The organism is Paenibacillus sp. GCM10023252 (genome assembly GCF_042653305.1).
Classification (GTDB): Bacteria; Bacillota; Bacilli; order Paenibacillales; family Paenibacillaceae; genus Pristimantibacillus.
Genome location: NZ_JBHSHW010000038.1, coordinates 66,710 through 89,277, shown reverse-complemented (window position 1 = coordinate 89,277; position 22,568 = coordinate 66,710). Strand labels below are relative to the sequence as shown.

General features: G+C 52.6%; 16 protein-coding genes. 2 read left to right on the top strand and 14 right to left on the bottom strand.

Features of this window, described 5'->3' with window-relative positions; all coding sequences use genetic code 11:
* Positions 1-134: 134 nt before the first annotated feature.
* The gene (locus ACFO9Q_RS21535) at positions 135-1,001 is read left to right on the top strand and encodes an AraC family transcriptional regulator (RefSeq protein ID WP_379185642.1); all 867 of its coding nucleotides are present in this window, start codon (positions 135-137) and stop codon (positions 999-1,001) included.
* A 46-nt stretch (positions 1,002-1,047) separates the two neighbouring features.
* Here the strand turns inward: ACFO9Q_RS21535 and ACFO9Q_RS21530 are convergent, their stop codons facing one another.
* The 4 genes from ACFO9Q_RS21530 to ACFO9Q_RS21515 all read right to left on the bottom strand — a co-directional run bounded on the left by ACFO9Q_RS21530 (position 1,048) and on the right by ACFO9Q_RS21515 (position 6,315).
* Positions 1,048-1,770 (bottom strand): response regulator transcription factor, encoded by a 723-nt coding sequence (locus ACFO9Q_RS21530; RefSeq protein ID WP_379185653.1) that lies wholly within the window; start codon positions 1,768-1,770, stop codon positions 1,048-1,050.
* 145 nt (positions 1,771-1,915) lie between these two features.
* The gene (gene pnpS, locus ACFO9Q_RS21525; RefSeq protein ID WP_379185641.1) at positions 1,916-3,685 is read right to left on the bottom strand and encodes a two-component system histidine kinase PnpS; all 1,770 of its coding nucleotides are present in this window, start codon (positions 3,683-3,685) and stop codon (positions 1,916-1,918) included.
* A 49-nt stretch (positions 3,686-3,734) separates the two neighbouring features.
* Positions 3,735-4,658 carry a bile acid:sodium symporter family protein gene (locus tag ACFO9Q_RS21520; RefSeq protein WP_379185640.1) on the bottom strand — a complete coding sequence of 308 codons (924 nt, stop codon included), beginning with the start codon at positions 4,656-4,658 and terminating at the stop codon, positions 3,735-3,737.
* A 94-nt stretch (positions 4,659-4,752) separates the two neighbouring features.
* Complete coding sequence (locus tag ACFO9Q_RS21515) at positions 4,753-6,315, bottom strand: fumarate hydratase (protein WP_379185639.1); 1,563 nt, start codon at positions 6,313-6,315, stop codon at positions 4,753-4,755.
* A 121-nt stretch (positions 6,316-6,436) separates the two neighbouring features.
* Between ACFO9Q_RS21515 and yfbR the strand changes: the two genes are divergently transcribed.
* Complete coding sequence (gene yfbR, locus ACFO9Q_RS21510; protein WP_379185638.1) at positions 6,437-7,036, top strand: 5'-deoxynucleotidase; 600 nt, start codon at positions 6,437-6,439, stop codon at positions 7,034-7,036.
* Between the two features lie 58 nt (positions 7,037-7,094).
* Here yfbR and ACFO9Q_RS21505 read toward each other — a convergent pair whose 3' ends face one another.
* The 10 genes from ACFO9Q_RS21505 to ACFO9Q_RS21460 all read right to left on the bottom strand — a co-directional run bounded on the left by ACFO9Q_RS21505 (position 7,095) and on the right by ACFO9Q_RS21460 (position 22,483).
* The gene (locus ACFO9Q_RS21505; protein ID WP_379185637.1) at positions 7,095-8,741 is read right to left on the bottom strand and encodes a glycoside hydrolase family 3 protein; all 1,647 of its coding nucleotides are present in this window, start codon (positions 8,739-8,741) and stop codon (positions 7,095-7,097) included.
* A gap of 46 nt (positions 8,742-8,787) precedes the next feature.
* Positions 8,788-10,443: a response regulator transcription factor gene (locus ACFO9Q_RS21500; protein ID WP_379185636.1), complete on the bottom strand. Its 1,656-nt coding sequence runs from the start codon at positions 10,441-10,443 to the stop codon at positions 8,788-8,790.
* Positions 10,440-12,263 (bottom strand): cache domain-containing sensor histidine kinase, encoded by a 1,824-nt coding sequence (locus ACFO9Q_RS21495; RefSeq protein WP_379185635.1) that lies wholly within the window; start codon positions 12,261-12,263, stop codon positions 10,440-10,442. The genes ACFO9Q_RS21500 and ACFO9Q_RS21495 overlap by 4 nt, the downstream gene beginning before the upstream one ends.
* Positions 12,264-12,478: 215 nt before the next feature.
* A complete protein-coding gene (locus ACFO9Q_RS21490) occupies positions 12,479-13,309 on the bottom strand; it encodes a carbohydrate ABC transporter permease (RefSeq protein ID WP_379185634.1) in 831 nt (276 codons plus the stop codon).
* Positions 13,309-14,190 carry a carbohydrate ABC transporter permease gene (locus ACFO9Q_RS21485; protein ID WP_379185633.1) on the bottom strand — a complete coding sequence of 294 codons (882 nt, stop codon included), beginning with the start codon at positions 14,188-14,190 and terminating at the stop codon, positions 13,309-13,311. The genes ACFO9Q_RS21490 and ACFO9Q_RS21485 overlap by 1 nt, the downstream gene beginning before the upstream one ends.
* An 84-nt stretch (positions 14,191-14,274) precedes the next feature.
* Entirely contained in the window at positions 14,275-15,633 is a 1,359-nt protein-coding gene (locus ACFO9Q_RS21480; protein ID WP_379185632.1) for an extracellular solute-binding protein, read from the bottom strand.
* A 197-nt stretch (positions 15,634-15,830) separates the two neighbouring features.
* Positions 15,831-16,091 carry a hypothetical protein gene (locus ACFO9Q_RS21475; RefSeq protein ID WP_379185631.1) on the bottom strand — a complete coding sequence of 87 codons (261 nt, stop codon included), beginning with the start codon at positions 16,089-16,091 and terminating at the stop codon, positions 15,831-15,833.
* An 11-nt stretch (positions 16,092-16,102) separates the two neighbouring features.
* Positions 16,103-19,030, bottom strand: coding sequence for a DEAD/DEAH box helicase (locus tag ACFO9Q_RS21470; RefSeq protein ID WP_379185630.1), 2,928 nt, complete (start codon positions 19,028-19,030; stop codon positions 16,103-16,105).
* A complete protein-coding gene (locus ACFO9Q_RS21465; protein ID WP_379185629.1) occupies positions 19,027-20,619 on the bottom strand; it encodes an SWIM zinc finger family protein in 1,593 nt (530 codons plus the stop codon). Before ACFO9Q_RS21465 ends, ACFO9Q_RS21470 begins: the two co-directional genes overlap by 4 nt.
* A gap of 112 nt (positions 20,620-20,731) precedes the next feature.
* Positions 20,732-22,483, bottom strand: a complete 1,752-nt coding sequence (locus ACFO9Q_RS21460; RefSeq protein ID WP_379185628.1) for a sensor histidine kinase — start codon at positions 22,481-22,483, stop codon at positions 20,732-20,734.
* Positions 22,484-22,568 lie beyond the last annotated feature (85 nt).

The following is a 22,568-nucleotide window of genomic DNA, read 5'->3' as shown; positions in this document are numbered from 1 at the left end:
CCATCCAATTTCTTTATATTATTGACACTTCATCGTACTCATACTTGCTTATAGGTTACATCAGGCACTACAATAAGTATATCATTGAAACTAGACAATCTTTTATGCGATTTTGGCAACAGGGGGATCTTGGTATGGAAGTCTTTAATGAGAAGGTAGCTTATGAGAACCCTCTTTTGTCCTTGCGCGTGTTTCAGCCTAATCGTATTCGGGAAGGCTTTACGAACTGGCATTATCACAGACAGCTTGAGATGCTCCTTGTTCTGGAAGGCAAGCTGGATGTCTATCTGGAAGAGGAAGAGTTCCATCTACAGGCAGGAGATGTGATGCTGATCGGGGCGTCGCAGCTCCACCGAGACCGCAGTCAAGGCGTTCTTAACTATATATGTCTACAAGTGGATATCGAACAATTTTTTGATCAGAGCACGATTCCTTATATGCGTTATTTTGCCGAAGGTCAGAATCCACTAAGTCAAGCCAACTATATATTCCAAGAGAATATAGAGGTGAAGAATCGTGTCACAGATTGCGTGAGAGAGATTCTTGCTGAAGCGACTCGCAAGGAGACTGGGTATGAGCTGGCGGTGAACATGCTCATTAAGCAGATTCTGCTGCTGCTGCTGCGCAATGACACCCGCAACGTGCTGGTTCGGCAAGAAGACTTCGAGAGGCTTCGGCTGAAGTCCGTGCTTGATTATGTCGAGGATCATCTGATGGATCGAATCCAGGTTGAAGAAGTATGTAGAATCGCGAATATGAGCTACTATTATTTCGTGAAGTTTTTCAAAAAGTCGATTGGCCTGTCCTTCACCGAGTATGTGAACTATCGCAAGATCAAGTGGGCTGAGCGCATTCTGCTCACGAAGGATCTGAGCATCTCCGCCGTAGGAGAACGGATAGGTATGCCGAACATGGCCCACTTCTACAAGATGTTCAAGAAGTACAATGCCTGCTCTCCGAAGGAGTTCCAGCGCAAGATGTTAGCGTGGAAGGGGCAATAATTCAGTGCTGCCCTGGCTAGGACAATAAGAAAAGAAGCTCGTTCACCTAACCCTTAGGTGTAACGAGCTTCTTCGGCATAACCAGCTTATAGCCAACGCCGCGAATGGATTCAATCTGCACAGATTGCTGACCGAGCTCCAGCTTCTTGCGCAAGGAACTGACGTGAACGTCTACCGTACGCTGTCCCCCGATATAATCGAAGCCCCATACGACATTCATCAGATCATCTCTCGTAATGACCATTCCCGGCCGCTGAACGAGGTAGAGCAGCACTTCGAATTCCTTCGGTCTAAGAGGTACGGTCTCTCCACCGAGCACTACTTCATACTTCTCCGGATAGATGAATAAGTCACCTGCTGTAATGACCTTCTCCGGTGTATCTGCAGGCTTCGCATCATCGAGCTGCGTTCTCCGCAGTACAGCAGATACTCTGGCGAGCAGCTCCGCCACTCCGAACGGCTTCGTAATGTAATCATCTGCTCCATGCTTAAGGCCTTGAACAACCTCTTCCTCCGCATTGCGTGCAGTCAGAATAATGACGGGAATTCGAATCCCATTCTGCCTGAGCCGTGTCAGAATCTCGAAGCCGTTCATGCCCGGCAGCATAATATCTAGTATAATGAGATCGAAGCTGCGACCAAGCGCGGTCTGCAATCCTTCCGCACCATGGTCGATTACCGTCGTCTCATACCCTTCCTGCGACAGATTGTACGACAGAAGGCGTGCTAATGTCGGTTCGTCTTCGATTACAAGCACTTTATGCGACATAAGTACCCCCAGCATTCGCGTATTGGCCCCCTTAACAGACGGCCCCGCGTCATTCTTACTTGTCATAGACAAGCTTATTTTATCATGATTTCGTGAAGAATGGGTAAATGAATTTCGATGAATGCTGCAGCGCACAGCCATTCCTCTATTGCAGTACAGGAAGAATGATGGTGAATGTCGATCCCACGCCTACCGTACTGTCTACCGTAATCGTGCCTCTATGGAGCTCGACTAGATGCTTCACTATCGATAGACCGAGCCCAGTGCCGCCTGAACTGCGTGATCTGGCCTTGTCCACCCGGTAGAACCTCTCGAAGATTCGCGGCAAGTCCTTCTTCGGAATGCCTATTCCGGTATCGGATATCTCAATTCGGATATGATCCTCTCCCAGGCTCTCCATCTTGACCATGACCTTGCCGCCTTCAGGCGTGTAATTGATTCCATTCGACATCAGATTCATCATAATCTGCCTGAGCCGATCCTCATCCGCTTCCACATACAGCCCGCTCTCCTGCTGCACCTGAACATGAACGAGCTTGCGAGCCGCCTCCGACTCCATGAGCTTAACCGTCTTCTCCATGAAGGAATCCATCTCAACTGGTGAGAAGATGAGCGGCACTCTCCGGGACTCAATCTTGGACAGCTCGAGTATATCTCCAATCAGCCTGTTCAAGCGGTCACTCTCGTCGAAAATAATCTGAAGGAAGGAACGAGCCGTCTCTTCATCCTTGACCGCGCCGCCCAGAAGAGTCTCTGCGAATCCCTTCACAGCGGCGATAGGCGTCTTCAACTCATGGGAGACGTTCGCCACGAACTCGCTTCTCATTCTCTCAAGCCGCCGGATCGCGGATACATCCTGAAGCACGAGCAGCACGCCAGAGAACTCATGGCCCTCTTGCTCGATAGGCACGAGATTAAGCTCAAGCAGCCGTTCCTCAGGGAAGTAGAAGGTAATCTCCTCACGAATATGCTCCTTAAGCTCCAGGCTCTCCTGAATAATCTGCGACAGCTCGTATTGCTGCTTCGCTTCCGCATAATGCCGCCCAACGAGCTCCCTCGCTGAGAAGCCAAGCACCTCTTCCGCACGGCGATTCATTAATTGAATCCGACCCGTCCGGTCAATCATGACGACACCGTTAATCATGTTGTCCAGGACGCTCTCCAGCTGACTCTCATTCTCCCGAATACGGGTCATCTGAACATGAAGGGAATCGGCCATCGCATTAATGGCATTGCCAAGCTCCCCTATCTCGTCCTGCTTGACAACCTTGACCCTTGCCCGGTAATCCATATTCTTGATTCGCTTCGCTACCTTCGTAATCTGCTCCAGCGGGCGAGTGAGGCTCAGGGCGATTCGGTAGCTGGTCAATGCAGCAGCAATGAATAGCAGCATTAGTCCCCCAATTAGGACAACCCACAGCTGGCGAATGCTGTCCTCTACCTGGTCGAGACTCATAGCAAGGCGAATAATATCTGCATTCGGCGAGTCCGAGGTAGGGATGGCTACATACATCAAGTTCTGATTGACGGTATCACTCTTGCGAATGGCACGTCCTACTCCCTTAGTATGTGCCTCCTCAATCTCCTCCCGGCTGTCATGATTATCCATCGTATCCGGCTCATGATCGGAGTCCCCGAGCACGGTTCCATCACCGCGCACGAAGGTGACTCGCGCCCCGGTGAAGCCCTTCAAGCTCTTCGCTTCCTCCGTGAAGTAAGGGAACAATTCGCTAAGCTCACCTTGCTTCCACTCCATCTTCGCCAGAATAATCTTCATCTCTCGAATCATACTGTCTTCCAGCGCATTCAAGTGATTCTCCTTGAAGGTCTTCGCCATAATCAGTCCCGCCGCGCTCACCGACAGCGCGATCATGATAATCATTATGAACGTCAACCGGTTGCGAAAGCTGTTCAATAAGTCCCTCTCCTTACGCTGCTTGTTTTACTGACAAGGACTATCGTACCTACCTTCCAGGGGTTACGCCAGCTTTGTTTTTGTTAAGATTGTGTAAAAGATAATGGTGAACGGTGGCGAGCGGCTGCTGAATAAGGATGGACAACACGACCGGCACCGCTGCAAGCGGACTGAAATACGCTAGTGCAAGGACTATCCCTAAAGATATGTTCCTCATTCCGGTTGCATAAGATACGGTGATCTGGGTCTCTCTAGCGTCTGATCGCATCGTCCCGATATACCCCACTCCGTAACAGATTCCGACCAGGACGATTACTAGCGGAATCAGCTTCATCATATCCTCTTGCAGCTGTGCCATATGAGGGGCAATCGCAGAAGCATTAAGCGCAACAACGGCAACGAAGCAGAGCTTCGAGAGTGGAGCCGAATAAGGCTTGACTGCCTCCTGCAGCTTGCCTCGGCTCAGTTCATACAGCCCAATGCCCAGCAGCGTAGGAAGAACGATAATGAGCAGCAGATCCATCATCATCGGACCTGGCTTCACTTCAATGGCAGTATCGAATAGCAGTTGAATGGCTATAGGCACAACGATAGGACTAAGCAAGGAATCAAGCACGACCATAGCGAGCATGAGCGGTACGCTGCCTCCTGACATGCTCACCCACAGCACGGTAGATACACCAAGTGGAATAATGGTGAACAACACAAGGCCAATCACATAGGGTGAATGTGCACCGAATAAGGCTGCACCTAGACCATAAGCAATCGCCGGCGACAGCAGATGAGCGAGGAAGAAGGTCCATAGCATAATGCCAGGACGCTTCATGACCGTACGCAGCTGCTCCACTCCACAGCCTATCGCCATCGTCAATGTAACATAGGCGAACAGGTAAGGGACTGCCTGAATGAGAGGCTGCAGCTGAGTGGCAAAAAAGAATCCCAGGACTAAGGATCCTGGGATGATCAGAAACATCCACCGTTCAAAAGTGGCATTGAAGGCAAGGCCTAGCTTACGCGTAACGCATCCCTCTCTCTCTCTCTCTCTCTCTCTCTCTCTGCTCCGTCCCTTACTTGAAGACGGGCTCGCGGAACTCCGTCAGCTTGGCGAATGAATCCTTCTCAACGTCCGCATGCAAGCTGTTGCCGTGAGAGTCCATCGTCACAATCGCTGCGAAGCCTTCTGTCTGCAGATGCCACATGGCTTCCGGAATGCCGAACTCCATGAAGTCGACGCCGTTCACTGCCTTGAAGCATTCTGCATAATATTGTGCCGCACCGCCGATGGCGTTCAGGTATACTCCGCCATGCTCTTGCAAGGCAGCGAGCGTCTTCGCTCCCATACCGCCCTTGCCGATGACAGCGCGGATGCCGAACTTCTTAATGATGTCTCCTTGGTAAGGCTCCTCGCGGATACTCGTAGTCGGTCCTGCCGCCTTCACATGCCAGCCCTCTTCATCCTTCATCATCACAGGACCACAGTGGTAGATGACCGCACCATTCAGATCTACAGGAGAATCATGATTCATGAGATAGCTATGAAGCGCATCGCGGCCAGTATGCATCTCGCCGTTCAAGATGACAATATCGCCAACACGAAGGGAACGGACGTCCTCTTCCGACAGCGGCATGTTCAGAACAACTTCACGGCTCTTCGGCGCATCTTCACCAGCGGATGCAAGCTGATCCGCGGACTCCGCAGCAGTCGCTCTCTCATCCTTCATCGCCACTTCAGTGCCTGAAGGATAGATCCACTCGCTGATCTCACCGGTCTCTGCGCTGAGCAGTACACCCTGACGGCGGTAAGCCCAGCAATTGTACGCAACCGATACGAAGAAGCTTGCAGGCAGACGATTCATGACACCCGCCTTGCAGCCCAGCAGCGTAACTGATCCGCCGAAGCCCATCGTGCCGATGCCAAGCTTGTTCGCATTGTCCAGCACGTACTCTTCCAGCTGAGCCAGCTCCGCAATCGGGTTCACATCGTCGACTGCGCGGAATAGCTGCTGCTTCGCCAGCTCGTAGCCTGTCGTGCGGTCACCGCCGATGCCGACCCCAATGAATCCGGCGCTGCACCCTTGTCCTTGCGCTTGATATACCGCATGCATGACGCACTTGCGAATGCCGTCCAGGTCACGCCCTGCCTTGCCAAGTCCTTCAATCTCCATCGGCAGGCTGTATTGAATATTCTTGTTCTCACAGCCTCCGCCCTTCAGGATCAACCGAATATCAATCTCTTCCTTCTCCCACTGCTCGAAGTGAATGACCGGTGAGCCGGGCCCCAGGTTATCTCCCGTATTAGCACCTGTCAGCGAATCTACGGAATTCGTGCGAAGCTTGCCATCCTTCGTTGCTCTGGCAATGGCGCTGCGAATCTTCTGCTTCATAATGATCTGATTCGCTCCTACCGGCGTATGAACGATGAAGGTAGGCATGCCTGTATCTTGACAGATGGGAGAGACCTTCGTCTCGGCCATCTCTATGTTATTCGCAATCGTTGATAGAGACATACCCGCACGGGTTGCCCGATCCTCGGCTTCGCTCGCTGCTCGAATGGCCTTGCGAACGTCACCCGGGAGGTTGGTAGAGGTTTCAACTATTAGCTTGTACACGCTGTCTTCGAAGTGCTGCATCGTTACGTAAGGCTCCTCTCTAGTCGCTTATCTGGTTTACCCTTATAATAACATAGACAGAACCGCGATTCATATGTCTGATAGACGAATTCATAGAGCAAGAGAAGGAGCGGAAGCCGCATTGGATAGTCATTTCTACGCCTACATGTATAGACTTAAGTACATCGAACGTTGGAGCTTAATGCGCAATACCACCCGTGACAATGTCGCCGAGCACACGTTCCACGTCGCTCTGCTGGCCCATATGCTATGCGAGATCGGGAATCGGGTGTATGGCAAGCAGCTGAACTCCGACCGAGCCGTTACACTAGCCTTGTTCCATGATGCAACCGAAGTGTTCACCGGCGACATTCCGACGCCGGTCAAGCATCACAACCCTAAGATGCTGGCCAGCTTCAGGGAGATTGAAGCGATGGCGGCAGAGCGGCTGCTAAGCATGGTGCCTGCTGAGCTTCAGCCGTCCTACGAGCCTCTGCTCATTCAAGACGCGGCCGAGCACGAAGAAGCCGCCCTCATACGAATGGTGAAGGCGGCCGACTTGCTTGATGCTTATCTGAAGTGTGTGTCTGAATTGTCATCCGGCAATCGTGAATTCGCCGTGGCTAAGGGTCAGACGGAGCTCGCGCTCGCGAAGCTGGGCATGGATGAGGTCGAATGGTTCCTCTCTCATATGGCCCCATCTCTAGGCATGACGCTGGATGAGCTGAGCGCTGAGCCTTAAGCCTGAGGGAGTGGCACGATGCACCAGATGCTCATGTACCAACCCTCTCCTTGGCCGATTACTCCGATGCTATTGCCCAGCTCCACCCATAGGGGTAGGCTGGCGAGAGCTCAAGCGGCAGCCGGCCGAGGGGCTGAAGCTCTCCGGCTAATGCCTTAGCCGCTGAAGCAAGCGCGAGCGACCTGCATTCATAGACGGCTAGATAGACAGCGGCATTCGGATAGACCGTCAAGTCGAGCGGATTGCGGACGGATACCATAACGCACCGTTCCCCCGCTAACCGGATAACCTCCTCAGCGATACGACGCTCTAGCGGATGCTTAACGGCATCATAGGTAGCCACGATAATCTGGTCGAACGCTTCAAGGCTTGCGAGCGGCTCCGTGCTGCTCATGATGCGCTCGGTGAGCCTAGTGAAGCCCTGCTTCACTAGGCTGGCTCCGAGCGTTCCATCGCCTGCCAGCATCTCATCGGCTTCCGAGACAGGAACAATATCCGGCCACAGCACGAGCGTCTTCGCGTCCTTGCTGAGTGGTAGCAGTCCCATCTCATCCTTCACTAAGGTGACGGAAGCCTCGCTCCAGCGCTGCGCGACTGCCCGATGCTCTGGTGCAGCTAACTGCCCTGCCACCTCTTCCCATGGCTGAAGCTCATAAGTGAGAGTCCTTCTCTCCTTCAACCTGAGAACACGGCCTGCAGCCTCCTCCACACGGGACAGCGGCAGCTCGCCGCTCTCCACCGCTGCAATGACCGCTTCGATTGCTGCACGCTGCTTCTCTAACGTATGGCTCACGAGCACCATATCTGCTCCAGCCTTCAGCGCCATGACAGCTCCCTGCTCCGGTCCATAGAACGTATCAATCGCATTCATCTCCAGGCAGTCCGTGACGACGACCCCATCATAGCCAAGCTCCTCGCGAAGCAGCCCTGTAATGACCGGTTCAGATAAGGTAGACGGAACTCCAGACGGATCAAGCACAGGCAGGCATACATGAGCCGTCATGATGACATCGGCCCCAGCCGAGATAGCCGCGCGGAATGGAACGAGCTCTACCGCGTCCAGCCGTTCACGGCTGTGGGCAACGACCGGCAGATCACGATGGGAATCCACATCTGTATCTCCATGACCTGGGAAGTGCTTGACCGTAGCCGCAATGCCCGCTGACTGATACCCGAGCACAGCAGCCGTACCGAGCCTGCTTACCAGATCGGGACGATCGCTGTAGGACCTGACATTAATAACCGGATTATTCGGATTATTGTTCACATCAAGGCACGGAGCGTAATTCATGTTCACTCCGAGCAGCCGCAGCTCCTCTCCACATACACGCGCAGTCTCTCGCGCTCCTTCATCAGATCCTGTCGCTCCGAGGGCCATATTGCCGGGCATCAGCGTTACTCCCTCGACTAGTCGGGCAACCATCCCTCCCTCCTGGTCAATCGCAGTGAACAAGGGCGGCCGCCCGGCATCCTCCGCAACCTTCTGTATAGAGCTGGACAGCGTGTGCACCTGCTCCGCGTTCATAATATTCCTGGAGAAGTAGATCGTTCCCCCTAATCCATATTGCTCAATGAGCTCACACAGCCCCTCGCTTGCTGTATGTCCGTGGAACCCGCATACGAACAGCTGTCCCACCTTATCTCGCACCGTCCAGCTCGCTATATCGGTCATGTTGCTAACATCAGGTCTTCGCTGCTCTCCCATGTTACCCTCCTGCTAATAAGCTCATTTCCTTCGTATAGATACCAGATCAAGACTGCGGTTCAGAGCCGCTCGTCTCCACTTCCGCTACTGCTTCCAGCCCCGCTTGGCGCTTCAGTCGATAATCGGTAGGATTCTCGCCCGTGTACTTCATGAATACCTTCGTGAAGTATCGCCGCTCCGAATAGCCCACTTCCTTCGCAATCTGAGCGATGCTCTTCTGCGTAGCGGCCAGCAGCCCCTTCGCACGCTCCATCCTCTGGCGAGTCACATATTCGATGAACGTCTCGCCGAACGTCTGCTTGAACAGCAAGCTGAAGTACGATGTGCTCAGCCCAACCTTGGTTGCTGCTTCCTCCACGCTCATGTCCCGGTACAGGTTGCGATCCAGATACAGCTTCGCTTCGTGCATGGACCGCTCGGATTGCTTCTTCTTATCCATAGACTTGTCTGCTACCGCATTCGTCACTTGACGAATGACCGACATCAAGTCGGTGATGCAGAATCGTCTATCCAATCGGCGCCACAGCGTATCTTCCTGCTCCTTCGTGAAGACCCCCATCTCCTTCATCTCCCGCATTAGCTGCAGGACAAAAAACTGCAACGTCGGCTGAACACGCGTAGCCGAAGGCTCCCCTAAGCCTTGCAGGTGCCTCGTCATCTCGTCCAGAACCCCGTCTATAGCGGATGCATCGCCTCTCTTCACCGTTACGATCATCGTCTCGGCTATATCCCAGAAGGCTTGCTCCTGACCGGATGCTGAAGGTGAACTGGCGGGGTAGAAGGCAATCGGACGATGGTTAGGCGTAATCTGCATCCCCTGCTGGACCAGCTTATAAGCTTCCGCCAGGTTCATGACAGAAGCATATTGCTGATAGATTCCAGCGTATAGGCTCAGCTTCACATTGCTCTTCACCGTCTCGAGCAGCAGATTGGTCCATTCCGTAATGGCAGAGTGATTATAGAGCTCTTCCCCCTCCTGGTGAATGAGTACACACCATTCTCCATCACGAATCTGAATGACTGCATGGTCGAGCCCGTGCTGATCCAGCTTCTCTCGAAGCACATTGCAGACAGCGAAGTTCCACAGCTTGCGCTCCTTGTCCGACCAGTCGCGCCAGTCCTTCGCATTCTCAGCTCCAATGTCCAGATTCAGCACGATGAGCACATGCTGCTGCTGGCGGAGCTGCTGTTCGTCCCCTGCGATGAGCCAATGCTCGGCCGTTACATCGGTATAATCCATGATGATGTCGTAGAGAATCTTCTCTCCCGCAAGATCAGCAATGCGTCCGATCTTCCTATCCTGCTCATCCTGCTGCCTGCGCCGATTGCGCTGGCTTGTCATGACTCTCGCAATGACGCCGGTCAATTCATCGTAAGGGATCGGCTTCAGCACATAATCCTTCACCCCGTATTGAATGGCCATCCGAGTATAAGCGAAGTCCTGGTAGCCCGACAGCATGATTACTTCGCAATCTATGTTCGTCTCCCGAATCTGTCGAACGAGCTCCAGTCCATCCATGACCGGCATGCGGATATCGCATAATAGCAGATCATATGGAGTCTGCTGAAGCAGCTGCAGGGCTTCCATGCCATTCTTCGCTGTAGCAGGGACTTCCAGACCGAGCATCTCCCACGGAATGACCTTCTGCAGGTTGCGAGTAATATGGGGTTCATCATCGACCAACAGTACACGACCGCTCATTCTACCCCTCCTCTGCTCTTCGGAATTGTACAGCGTATGACGGTGCCATACCCCTCTTCACTGCAGATCATTAAGCCATACGCGGAGCCATAGTGAATGCGGAGCCGATCCGCCACGTTGCGCAGACCGAGACCCCTGCGCTCGCCGAGCTCTGCCGCATCTCCATGCCTCTCCATCGCATCAGGCTGATGAGCAGAGAACTTGCGGAGTGTCTCTGCGGACATACCTGTTCCATTGTCCTCAATCAACAATACGAGCTGATATCCTTCGGAGAAGACTTCAATGGTAATGACACCAATGCCATCCTCGAATCCTTCGAAGCCATGCTGGATGCTATTCTCAACGAGCGGCTGCAGCGTCAGCTTCAGAATGGAATAATCAAGCGTATCCTCCGCAGCTTGAATCGTATACGTGAACAAGTCTTCGAATCGATACTTCTGAATCTCGAGATAGCTGCGAACATGCTCAATCTCTTGGTGCACGGAGATCTCCTCCGATTGATGCATGCTTGTACGGAGCAGATTGCTTAGCCGTCGAACCATCTGCATAATCTTGCCCCCCTCGTTCTGAGCGGCTAGGGCGTTAATAGATTCTAGGGTGTTGAAGAGAAAATGAGGCTTAATCTGAGCCTGCATCAGCATCATCTCCGCATGCTGCTTGCGCTCCTGCTCTTGGCGCACTTCGCTGAGCAAGTAGCCGATTCGCTCCACCATGCTGTTGAAGCTGTTAGCGAGCAGCACCGTCTCGTCCTTGCCATGGGCGGTTACCCGGATATCGAGCAGTCCTTGCTCGACTAGACGCATTTTGCGAACAACCTTAATAATGGATCTGGCCACTCGGGAGACGAAGAACACATTGAATAGAATGGCAGACAGCAAGCACATAATCGTAATCGCACCAATCCACTGAATGAATCGTGTGCTCTCGTTGGTTAGTGACTCCCATGACTTCACGGAGATGAGAATCCAGCCGTTCCGGTCCAGATTGTAGGAGGAGACCAGACTGTCCTCTTCCTTGAAGGTCATTCGCGCGCTGGCGTAGCCTTCTGCATCCTGGGGCAGCGGGACACCGGTGAACTGCTCAATGCTCATGCCTTCGCTCTCATGCCGGCTGTCCAACAGAATGAGTCCTTCGCTGTTGACGATGACATACTGGGACTCCTCCACATTCTCATTCACCTGAGGAGACAGGAAGGTCCGCAGCATGCTGTACACTTCCTCGGTCTTGTACTGCGTAATCATGATGCCAAGGTCATTGAAGGAATCCACATCCTTAACGACGCGCATCTGCGTGAACAGCGGAGGCTCTACACCGGTCAGCTCCTTCTGCTCATGAGGTCCAATCCACAGCGGCCGCCCTCCGAGCTTCATGACCTCCTGGTAGAGCTTATGCTCCTTGAGCAGCTCGTAAGCGATTGGCTTGAAGGTCGTCGGATCATTGCGGAAGGCGCGGAACATCGTGCCGTCTCTTGCGTAGAGCACCACGTAGCTGACCGCAGGATGCTGGAACAGTATCCTCGTCATCTCCTTCTCCGCTTGGTTGATCGCAATAAGCGTGCTCGCATCATCCCTGGAGAAGGTGCTGTACTTCAGCGTATCCTGCACTTCTGCACTCGACAGACTGTTATCGGACAGCTGATCCAGCTCGCGGAAAAAATAACGGATATTGCCCCCTACTGCCTTGAGCGTAAGCTCTGTCTGCTCACTGTACTTCTCCTCAAGCAAGCTCTCCGAATTCAAGAACGACACAATGCCGAGCAGAATCATCGGAATGACGATGAGGAATATAAAAGCAACCATAAGCTTAGGTCTTAAGTTCAAGGCAGTATCTCCCCCGCACAATCTATTGGTGTATGGTCTTGGTCTTGGTCTTGGTCTTGGTCTTGGTCTTGGTCTTAAAGGTTGCTCTTCACGCTGCAAGCGAAGGGCAACTCGAGCAGATGCAGCCTTTTTTTCGTTCCTCCCCTACCTTATCATCTCTGTTCGTTCAGGGGGAGGAATGAAAAACGCTGCAGCTGCCGGGTTGCCCGGAGCGCCTAGCCTTTCACACTCCCAGATGTCATCCCTTCGATAATCTGCCGCTGCAGGAAGAAGTAGATGACAAGCACCGGTATGATGCTAATGATTACGGCAGCCGAGAGGGAAGCGAAGTTCGTACGATAGCCGTCATTGAAGGTCGCCATGCCAGTCGGGAGCGTCTTCAGCGACTCGGACGTGATGAACAGCTGAGATAGAATATATTCATTCCAGTTCGTGATGAAGTTAAGGATAAATACGGTAACCAGAGCCGGTATCGAGATCGGCAGGATAATTCTGCTGAACAATCCCGTTGCTCCAAGGCCGTCCATTATGCCCGCTTCCTCCAGCTCAGATGGAATGGACAGCATGAAGGCATAGATAATGAACACCGTTATGGGCAGCGCATACGTGCAGTATACCAGAATGAGCGCCCAATGCGAATCATATAGACCGATGCCCTGAATCAAGCGGTACAGCGGGATCAGCATCGCACCATGAGGTACAATCAGACCAAGCAGAATGAATTGGTAGATCCACTTATTCGCCTTGGCGAACTTCATCCTCGAGAGCGCGAATGAAGTCATCGCTGCGAAGAGCAGCGTGATGATACATGCAGCAACAGTCACGATTAAGGAGTTGAAGGAATATCCGCTAATATTCGCCGTCTCCCATGCTGCCTTGTAGTTCTCGAAGTGGAAGGAAGAAGGCAGCGACCAGGTATTCATCGTAATCTCACGATTAGTCTTGAAGGACGACATGAGCAGCCAGACGAGTGGGAACAGCAATACGATGACATAAGAGGACAAGAAGATGTGCATGAGCCACTGGGTATTCCGAAGTCTAGCCATCAGTATTGCACCTCCTCACTCTTGGATACACGCTGTAGAATGCCGGTCAGGATCAGGATGATGATGAACATCGCGACGCCGATTGCACTGCCGTAGCCGAGCTCCATGGAGCGGAAGCCAACCTTCAGCATATAAGTCGACATCACCTCAGTCGATTGGAACGGACCGCCGTTCGTCATAATCTGAACGATATCAAGCACCTTCATCGTACCGGACACCGTAAGCAGCAGCATGACGAACAGAATAGGACGAACTAATGGAAGGATGATTGACCATGTCTCCGTCCAGCCGTTCACGCCGTCGATCTTCGAAGCTTCTGTAATTTCCCGGGGAATGTTAAGAATGGCAGCCAAGCATAGCACGATGAAAAATCCGATGTTCTGCCAAGCGTTCGCAATCAGAATAGACAGCATCGCTAGCTTCGGATTCGACAGCCATTCTCTAGCCCAGCTGTCAGGTGCGACGAGACGAATGAATTGATTAATCATGCCGGAATCATAATTGAGCAGCACGCCGAACAATATCGCTACCGTTGCCGTTGAGATAACTACTGGCACGAACACGGCAGACTTGTAGAAGTCACGCATCCGTCCAACCTTACTGATCACAATCGAGATAAGGAAGACGAGCGGAATATTCACAGTTAGGGAGAAGGCCATGAAGTAGAAGTTGTTAAGCAGTGACCTGCGGAACACTTCATCCTGCCACAATCGGGTGAAGTTGTCTAAGCCGATAAATACCTTATCGGTAATGCCATCCCATTGGAATAACCCGTACAGGAACGATACAACGACCGGATATACGAAGAAGAGAGCGTATAATGCCAGTGTGGGAACGATGAACGCAAGGTAGGTGAGTGGATTTCTAAGCGCTCTGTTCATAAGATCCTCCTTCAGACCGTGCAGATAGTTGAGTGTGTGAAGGGTGCCCTTCCGGAGTGGAAGGACACCCTTATAATGAAGCGATTATTTAGTTGCGTTCGCCTTGTCTTGAGCCGCTTGAATCTTGGCTGCAACCTTATCAGGAGTGCTTACCTTCCCGATCAGTTCTTGCAGGCCTACGTTCACTTCAGCACCTACAGCCGGTTGAACGATGGCGTCGTACGCTTTCCATGAAGAGGATGCATTAGCCATGACTGTGAGCACTTCCGAGATTAGCGGATCGACGCCGGACAGGTCAGACAGCTTCATGGAAGGAAGCAGCTTATCTTCAACAAGTGTACGCTTCTGCACTTCTTCATTGAAGAAGTTGGCGATGAACTTCTTAGCTGCTTCTACTTGATCTGGCGTCAGATTAGCGGAGAAGCCGAACCCGTTGGAGTAGCTTGCGTTAATCGACTTCTGGTCGCCGGCACCGCCTGTGAATTCAGGGAAGGAGAAGTAGCCGATGTTGCCCTTCAGATCACCTGCTTCTTCGCCAGTGAACCGGTTAGCATCCCATGTTCCTGTGAATACCATAGCGGACTTGCCGGATAGGAATTGTGCGCCTTGATCGGCATAAGCGAGACCTAGAGCGCCCTTCGTGAAGAAGTCTTTGTTCACTAGATCGGCGTAGGCCGAGAAGCCCTTAACGAAGTTCTCATCGGTCCACTTCGCTTCACCGCTGACTAGCTTGCTGAACGCATCGATGCCTACATTGCGCTCCATTACCGTATTCCACATCATCCCGTTTACCCAGCCATCTTTTGCAGCAAGTGCGAATGGCGTGTAGCCTGCTTCTTTGATTTTGCCTGAGATGTCAATCAATTGATCCCAAGTAGTAGGAATGGCTAGGCCAAGCTCTTGGAAAATTTTCTTATTATAGAAGATCGCTTCGCTATAGCCGCCGAATGGCAATCCGTATACTTTGCCGTCCACTGTGAACTCGTCAAGGCTTGCGAACTTGTCCTTGATTCCCAGCTCTTCAATGATTGGAGTCAAGTCCAGCATGCGATTAGCCTTCACATACAGGTTCAGGTCAGCGCCTCCGAATACTTCGAATATATCAGGCGGGTTCCCTGCAGCCATCTCGGCCTTCAGCTTCGTATCGCGGTTAACGATCTCATCGATGCCTTCCAGCTTGAAGGTAAGTCCCTCGTTCTCTTGCTCGGTCTTAGCCACTACATCTTCAAGGATCTTGAGACGCGTCTTGCTTGTCTCCTTAATCTGTGTATGACGAAGCGACAACGTGACATCCTTAGCCTTAGGCGTCTCCGTAGCGGCCGGTTCATTCGTCGCGCCGGCATTATTGTTCGCAGGCTTCTCGTTGTTTCCTCCCCCGCAAGCTGTAATAACGAGCATAATCGTTACCAGCATAGCGGCGATGACGGTGTAATTTTTTCTCATCGATATAGACCTCCTTATGAGTGGATGAAGCATGATTACCCTTCCTTGCCTCTTCATTATAGAGTCCCTTGAAGAGTGCGAGCGAGGTCTACATTACGATGGAAGAGGGATACTATTCTATTATTTCACGGAGGAGGGATAAAAATGAATAGCCCGCCGGGGTTCATTCACCCGGCAGGCTACGTTAGATTCAGTCCTTATATCTCACGCATATCTCTAATCCTCGCTCGAATCAACGCATAGAAGTCACGCCATTCGGGGCTAGCTTCAGGATGGGGACCATGCTGAGCGGGTTGAACGTCCCCAGCCTCCACTCCTGCCCCTGCTTCCTCTGCAGCCTCTGCTTCCTCTGCTGCAGCTGGGGGATCAACGTCACGGTCTGCTGCAAGCAGCCGCCGGTCACTTCTAAGCGTATCCGCCTTGCGTGCTTGAGACTCTTCATCCTGTCTATTGCTCATGGATCGGCCCCCTAATTCTTCAGCCAGCTCTTGCGCAGGGCGAAGAGCTCCTTCAGTTCATCGGTCGACAGCTCCGTAATCCATTGCTCGGACTGGCCTACGACCTGTTCGTTCAGCGACTGCTTCCGTTCAATCATCGCATCGACCTTCTCTTCCAAGGTGCCGAGTGTGACGAACTTATGCACTTGAACCTTGCGTGTCTGTCCGATACGGAACGCCCGATCCGTCGCTTGATTCTCAACTGCCGGGTTCCACCACCGATCGAAGTGGAACACATGATTCGCGGCGGTCAAGTTCAATCCGGTTCCGCCTGCCTTCAGCGATAGCACGAAGGCACAGCATGGCTGCTCCTCATCCTGGAAGGTGCTGATCATCTCGTCCCGCTTCACCTTAGGTACGCCCCCGTGCAGATAAGGGACAGGAAGTCCCAGCTTCTCCTCCAGCATACGTTGCAGCTGCAGCCCCATCTCTACATATTGAGTGAAGATTAAGCAGCGTTCTCCCTCCGCTGCAATCTCTTCGACCATCTCGAGCAGCCGGAGCATTTTGTTGGAACGCTCGATATCCCAGGCCGCCTCCCGCTTCTCTCCGGCAAGCAGCCCCGGGTGATTGCACAGCTGCTTCAGCTTCGTGAGCGTCGCTAGTATAAGGCCTCGACGCTGAAGCGGACCAAGGGTATCCAGCTTCTCCAGCAAGTCCGACACAATATTCTCATAGACGGCCCCTTGCTCGGCAGTGAGCGAGATGTAAGTCTTGGCTTCGTTCTTGTCAGGAAGGGAGAGCTGTATGGCAGGGTCCTTCTTCACTCGCCGCAGCATGAAGGGCTTCACCCAGCGCTGCAGACCCGCGATGATCTCTTCGTCACGAGTTCTCTCGATTGGAGCGACGACCGCTCTTCGGAACTCACTAATACTGCCCAGATACCCTGGATTAATATAATCATAGATGGACCAGAGCTCCGTCAGACGATTCTCCATAGGTGTTCCAGTGAGCGCTATGCGATGTCCGGCTGGCAGTCTTCGAATGGCACTCGACTGCTTCGTATACACATTCTTAATGTTCTGCGCTTCATCCAGACACAGCGCGTCCCAATACACTCCGCTTAGATCCTCTTCATCCAGCTGGGCCAATGAATAGGAAGTGATGACGAGATCTGCTCCTTCAATAGAACGAGCCAGCGCCTCTCCGTGGTCCCGCTTCGGGCCATAATGAAGCACGACACGAAGCGTCGGAGCGAACTTCTCCAGCTCCTTCTCCCAGTTGCCTATGACAGAGGTAGGGCAGATTAACAGGGAAGGGGAGCCGGAACTGAGTCCGTTCTCCTTGACATGAGCCAGATAGGCCATGAATTGAATCGTCTTGCCCAGACCCATATCATCTGCAAGGCAACCCCCGAGCCCGAACCTCCTAAGGAATAACAGCCAGGACACACCCTGCTGCTGATACGGACGAAGCTCCCCCAGGAATTGTTCAGGCTTATCTACGAGCGGGATCTGGGACGTATGCTGCAGCTGCTCCAGCCAGCTTGCCAGATGCTCATTAAGCTCTACTTCCGCACGCAGGCTCTCGCCATCCTCGTCTCCGCCATCCAGCGGAGCTCCTCCGCGCAGATGCATCTCAAGTACATCGCGGAAGGAGAGCCCCTTGCGCTTCCCTACCCGCTTCATCCAGTGGCGAATCTGATCTACATCATTCGGGTCAAGATGAACCCATTCACCGCCGATCTTAACGAGCCGGCGATTCTCCTCGGCCAGGCGCATGAATTCCGCTTCGGACATGACGACATCTCCAAGGGCAAGCTTCCAGTCGAACTGCACGATCTGATCCAGACCGAACATGGGCTGCTCCGAGGAGCCGGTCGATGACTTCATCTTCGCCTTCAGACGCAGCTTCCGGGAACGAACCGCCTCCCACCACCCAGGCAGCAACACAGGGCATCCCGCATCCAGCAGCCGCAAGCTGGCCTCCTCTAGGAATATCCATACTTCCTCTTCCGTTAACTCTTGCCGCAGACGTCCGGGACGATTGGGATCTTCCCAGTCCGGCAGCGCGCCAATCCATCTTGCATGCTCCTTCGTTAACCTTGCCTCAAGCATAGGCTCCCATTCCAGCGGAATAGCTGGCGCAGCCCCGTCGTTAAGGTCACTCTGCGGCGGCACAGCTTCGTAGTGAGATTCGGCCTCGTTGAGCCGAATGGGAAGCCATGGGCCTCCCTCGCGATGCTGCAGAGCAGGTCTTAGATGCCAGCCTTGCTGGTCATCCGGCTCCGCCAGCTGCAGAGCGACACGGAATGGAGAATTGTCCTTCTGCAAGCCAATAGCAACGAGCCAATCCTCTTCAACGGCTGACTTGTAGGACAGACCTGAATGACCGGCAGCAGTGGATACTCGCTTCCACGAAGCCCCGACCTCTTCATCACTGACAATAAGCTGTTCGATCGTCTCTGACAACCACGAGGCTGCTGCTCCCTCTTCGTTCAACGCTCTAAGCTTCAACAGGCAGCCGTCCCAGAGCTCATGGAACGCCTCCTCCTCCTCTGGAATAGAAGGCTTCCATGCACGATTCCTCTCTGTCCATCTCTCATAGTCCGGCACGAACCATCCGTGCAGGAGCAGGGTTCGAATCCGTTCGGCCAGCTCCATGAATACTTGCAGCCGCTCGCTCCATTGCACCTGCAGGAGATGCACATGAGCAGGAGCAGATAGATAGTCGACAGCCATTAAGGGGCTGACCAGCAGCTCACTGCCTTCATCCTGCTCGACCTCTTCAATCTCTGTGCCGTACCAGGAAGGGTGATGCCACGCGAACAGCAGGGACCGCATGCGGCGAGTGGGCTCATCCTTAGCTGTGGACCTCAGCACAATGCCGCATCCTTGTCCGTCACTATCGCGCCAATAACCGTCTACTGCAAGCAAGCCTGATCCTACGCGAGTCCTCATATGATGATTTTCCCTTTCCACAGCTCTTCTTGAAGTGCTCTTAGACGCTGATGCTTCCGCACGAGTCCGGCAATATAGACTTCCCATCTTGCTGTATTCTTCTCTGCCTTGTACAGCTTCTCAAGCTTCTTCAGCTGCTTCACAGCCATCCGGTAGCCTTGCCTATTCCGGGTCGCGATCCATGCATCAACAGCTTGATGATAGAGCGGGTACAGCAATCTAGGAGCCGCCTTCGACATCTCTCTAACATCCTGTATGTTCAGGTCCTCCGGCTTCATGTTCAAGTAGATCTGCAGATCCGCCCATTCCTCATAATACTTGCGCTCCAGATAGTGATCGGATAAGGAGGCATAGGAGTATGGCAGCAGCTGCGTCATATAGGCAAGCCAGGATTCATCAGGCTGTATCATGTCGGCTTGCCTGCATAACAGTAGGAAGGGCTCGAGCGCTCTTGCATTGCGTACTCCTCGCAGCTGCTCATACAAGAAGGCCATCCACTGTTCGAATATCGGCCAATTATGCTCATCCAGCCTCATCGCAGCTTGGGGATAGACAAGCTGCGCCGTCTTATCGAACTCAGTCTGCTTCAGCTCTTCAATCGCCCGTTCATCATCGTGCTGCACAATATACATCACCGCGAGAGCAGTGTGGAGGAATGACTGATTCATCGTATCCGGATCGGAGTGTGCTGAACGTCGCTTCATCTCGCTAAGTTCGCTGCTTAACCAATCCTTGCTCTCCGACAGCTTCTCGGCTAACGATAGATAGATCATCTCCCAGCCGATTAACTGCCTCTCCTTCCGTAGAGCTCGATTCTTAGCGAACCCGATGACCGCGCTGACCCATTCATGCTCCTGCTGATTCATATGAGCTGGCTCCAGCTCCAGCGCCAGTGTATAGTAGTGCTGAATCCAAGGCTCAGCCATACGCAGGAAGGACATCTCATGGTAATAGCGGCTGAACGAATCCACCGAGGCGATAGCGCGTTCCGCTTGTTCCAGTACGAATAGAATAGCGCTCATCCAATGGAGCCGCTGCAGAGGCTTCTCCCATAGCTTCGCCGTTCCCTTCAAGGAAGACAATACAGGCTGAAGGGCGTGAAGCGAATGACGGCATTGCTGCCAGGTCTGCCCATGAGTCTGCTCCATCCAGCTGAGCCACGCGGCAGGCGAAGCATCCGCTGTCGGATGCGTCTGACCCGAGGATTCCTCATCTGCTTGCACAGCCTCTCCCTTGAGCGGCTTCTCTGACCTTCCCGTTAATCTCAGATAAGCCTCCTGTGCGGCTTGCTCCGATTCGCTCGATTGATCGCAATAAGCGAAGTAGACGGCAGCTATATGCTTGCAGGAGCCGATATATGCACAAGTGCAGGTCGTATAGCTGAAGTTCCCTGCATCTATCGCTACGGCATACACATCTGTTCCTCTAACCGCACCAACGATGGTCTCATGATCCGCAGCGTGTACACTCAGGACATGACCTCGCCGGTAATAATCCCAGCCGCGTTCCACAATAGCACCGGTCAGATGACTGCCCAGCTGCTGCTCCAATACCGATTGAATATGCTCTTCGAGCTGTAGATCTGGCATGTACGCGCTGCTCCTCTCCACTTAACCATTCACATTCCCTCCATTATAACAAAAAAAGAGCCTAATCGACTAATTGAATAGCGATTAGGCTCGGTTATAAGTTCAATCTTCATTAGTGAGGAATATTGACCGTGAAGGTCACCTCGTCCGGGGTTGGTCCCATTGTGACCCCAACAGTCCCTCTGTACTTCTCCACGATGGACTTGACGATCGACAATCCAAGTCCCTGATGCTCACCGCTCTTCGTCGAGAAGCCTTCGTTGAACAGCGGCTTAGTAATCAACGCTTGCGCATTGTTACACGTGTTGCTGACAGTGAATTCAAGATTGCCATCCGTCTGCTTGCCCATAATGATGACCTTGCGGAATACTTCAGGATACTTCATCACTTCGTCGAACGCATTGTCAATTAAGTTCCCGAGTATTCGAGTCAGATCCAGCGTCTTGACCCCCATCTCCAGCTTGTTCATTCCGCTGAAGCTGGTGACCAGACTGACATGTAGGCTCTCCGCCTGTGAGATCTTCGAGCGAATGAGGGCAGCAATGGCAGGATTGCCAATGTTAATAATATCATTCATGAGCCGAATCTCACCGGTCAATTCCTTCGTATAGGCAGCCAGCTCCTGCGTCTTCTGCAGCTCAGCCAAGGAATGAATCGTCTGTACATGATTAATGAAGTCATGCCTCTGTGCTCGAATGGAGTGGAACATCTGATTAATCTCATCGACGTACGTTTCCTGTGTCACACGGACTGCGCGGTCACGAGACTGTCTTAGGTATCTCATAGCTACTATTGCAGCCAGGATGCTTAGCAGAGTAATGATGACAATAATGATGCCAATGTTCAGGAACTGAGCATCAAGCTGATCTTGAATAATTTGATAGTCGGATACGATCGAGAGCACATAGCTCTTCATCGGAGTACCGTTCTCATCCACAATTCCGGCATGCGCATTGGCTGTCGTTACCGGAATGAACATTTTGAACACATGAAGCCCGTGGACCTTCTCATCCCGCATCACAATCTGCCCATTCTCATAGGCCTTCTTCACACTAGCTATGTCAGACGAATGCTCATAGTCATACGTACCGAAGACGACAGGATCTTGAAGGATATGCGCTTGATTCTGTCCATCAGGATTCTTCGTATAGGTTCGGCCCTTCGCGAACGTCTTCGGGTTCAGCACGCCGACTTCGAGTAAGGACTTGTTGCTCTTAATGGTCTCCCCGATGAGACGAGACACGCCGGTCAGAGTCTGATATTCGCTTAATCGCTCATAATTGACGAATGGATTAATGATGTAGTTCGTTGAGCCGTCATGGTAGAAGCCCCACTTGTAAATCTCCGTCGGCGAGGTCGTGGCGAACTCGAATGGTCCGCTCCAGAAGTTCGGCAGCGTCTGGCCGAGCCAATCAATGGAGACGTTCTGCTTCGCAAAAAGCTGCCTGAATACCTGATGCCAAGGATCCCAGGACTTCGTACTCTTGCCCAGCTCATTCGGATCTGATGACTTGTACAATATAATGTCATCCTCCGTCTGCTTGAGCAGTGTGATATGCTCAACCCCGAGCTTCTTGCTAAGCGCCTTCAACTGGTCATTCGTAACTTGCTCAATATCGGGATTCAGAGCATAGCTTGCAGCTACAGCAGCAGCCCTAAGCTCTCGGCCAATCTCTTCCTCGAACTTCTCTGCTCCGAGCCTGGACTGCTCGACAGACAGCTCAATCTGCTTGGCTACCGTCAGCATCTCGCGGCTCAGCGCCTGCTCAAGAGAGCGCTTCGTGAGGAAGTAATAAGCGGTTGAATTAATTAGTAGAAGGACAACAATTACTATAATTGCCATAGGCCATATATTGCGCTGCATCGTGGGGACTTGCTCCTCTAGAAATCATAGTATAAGTATAGAATCACAACTATGATTATTACCGATTTTGCCCCAAACGACAATA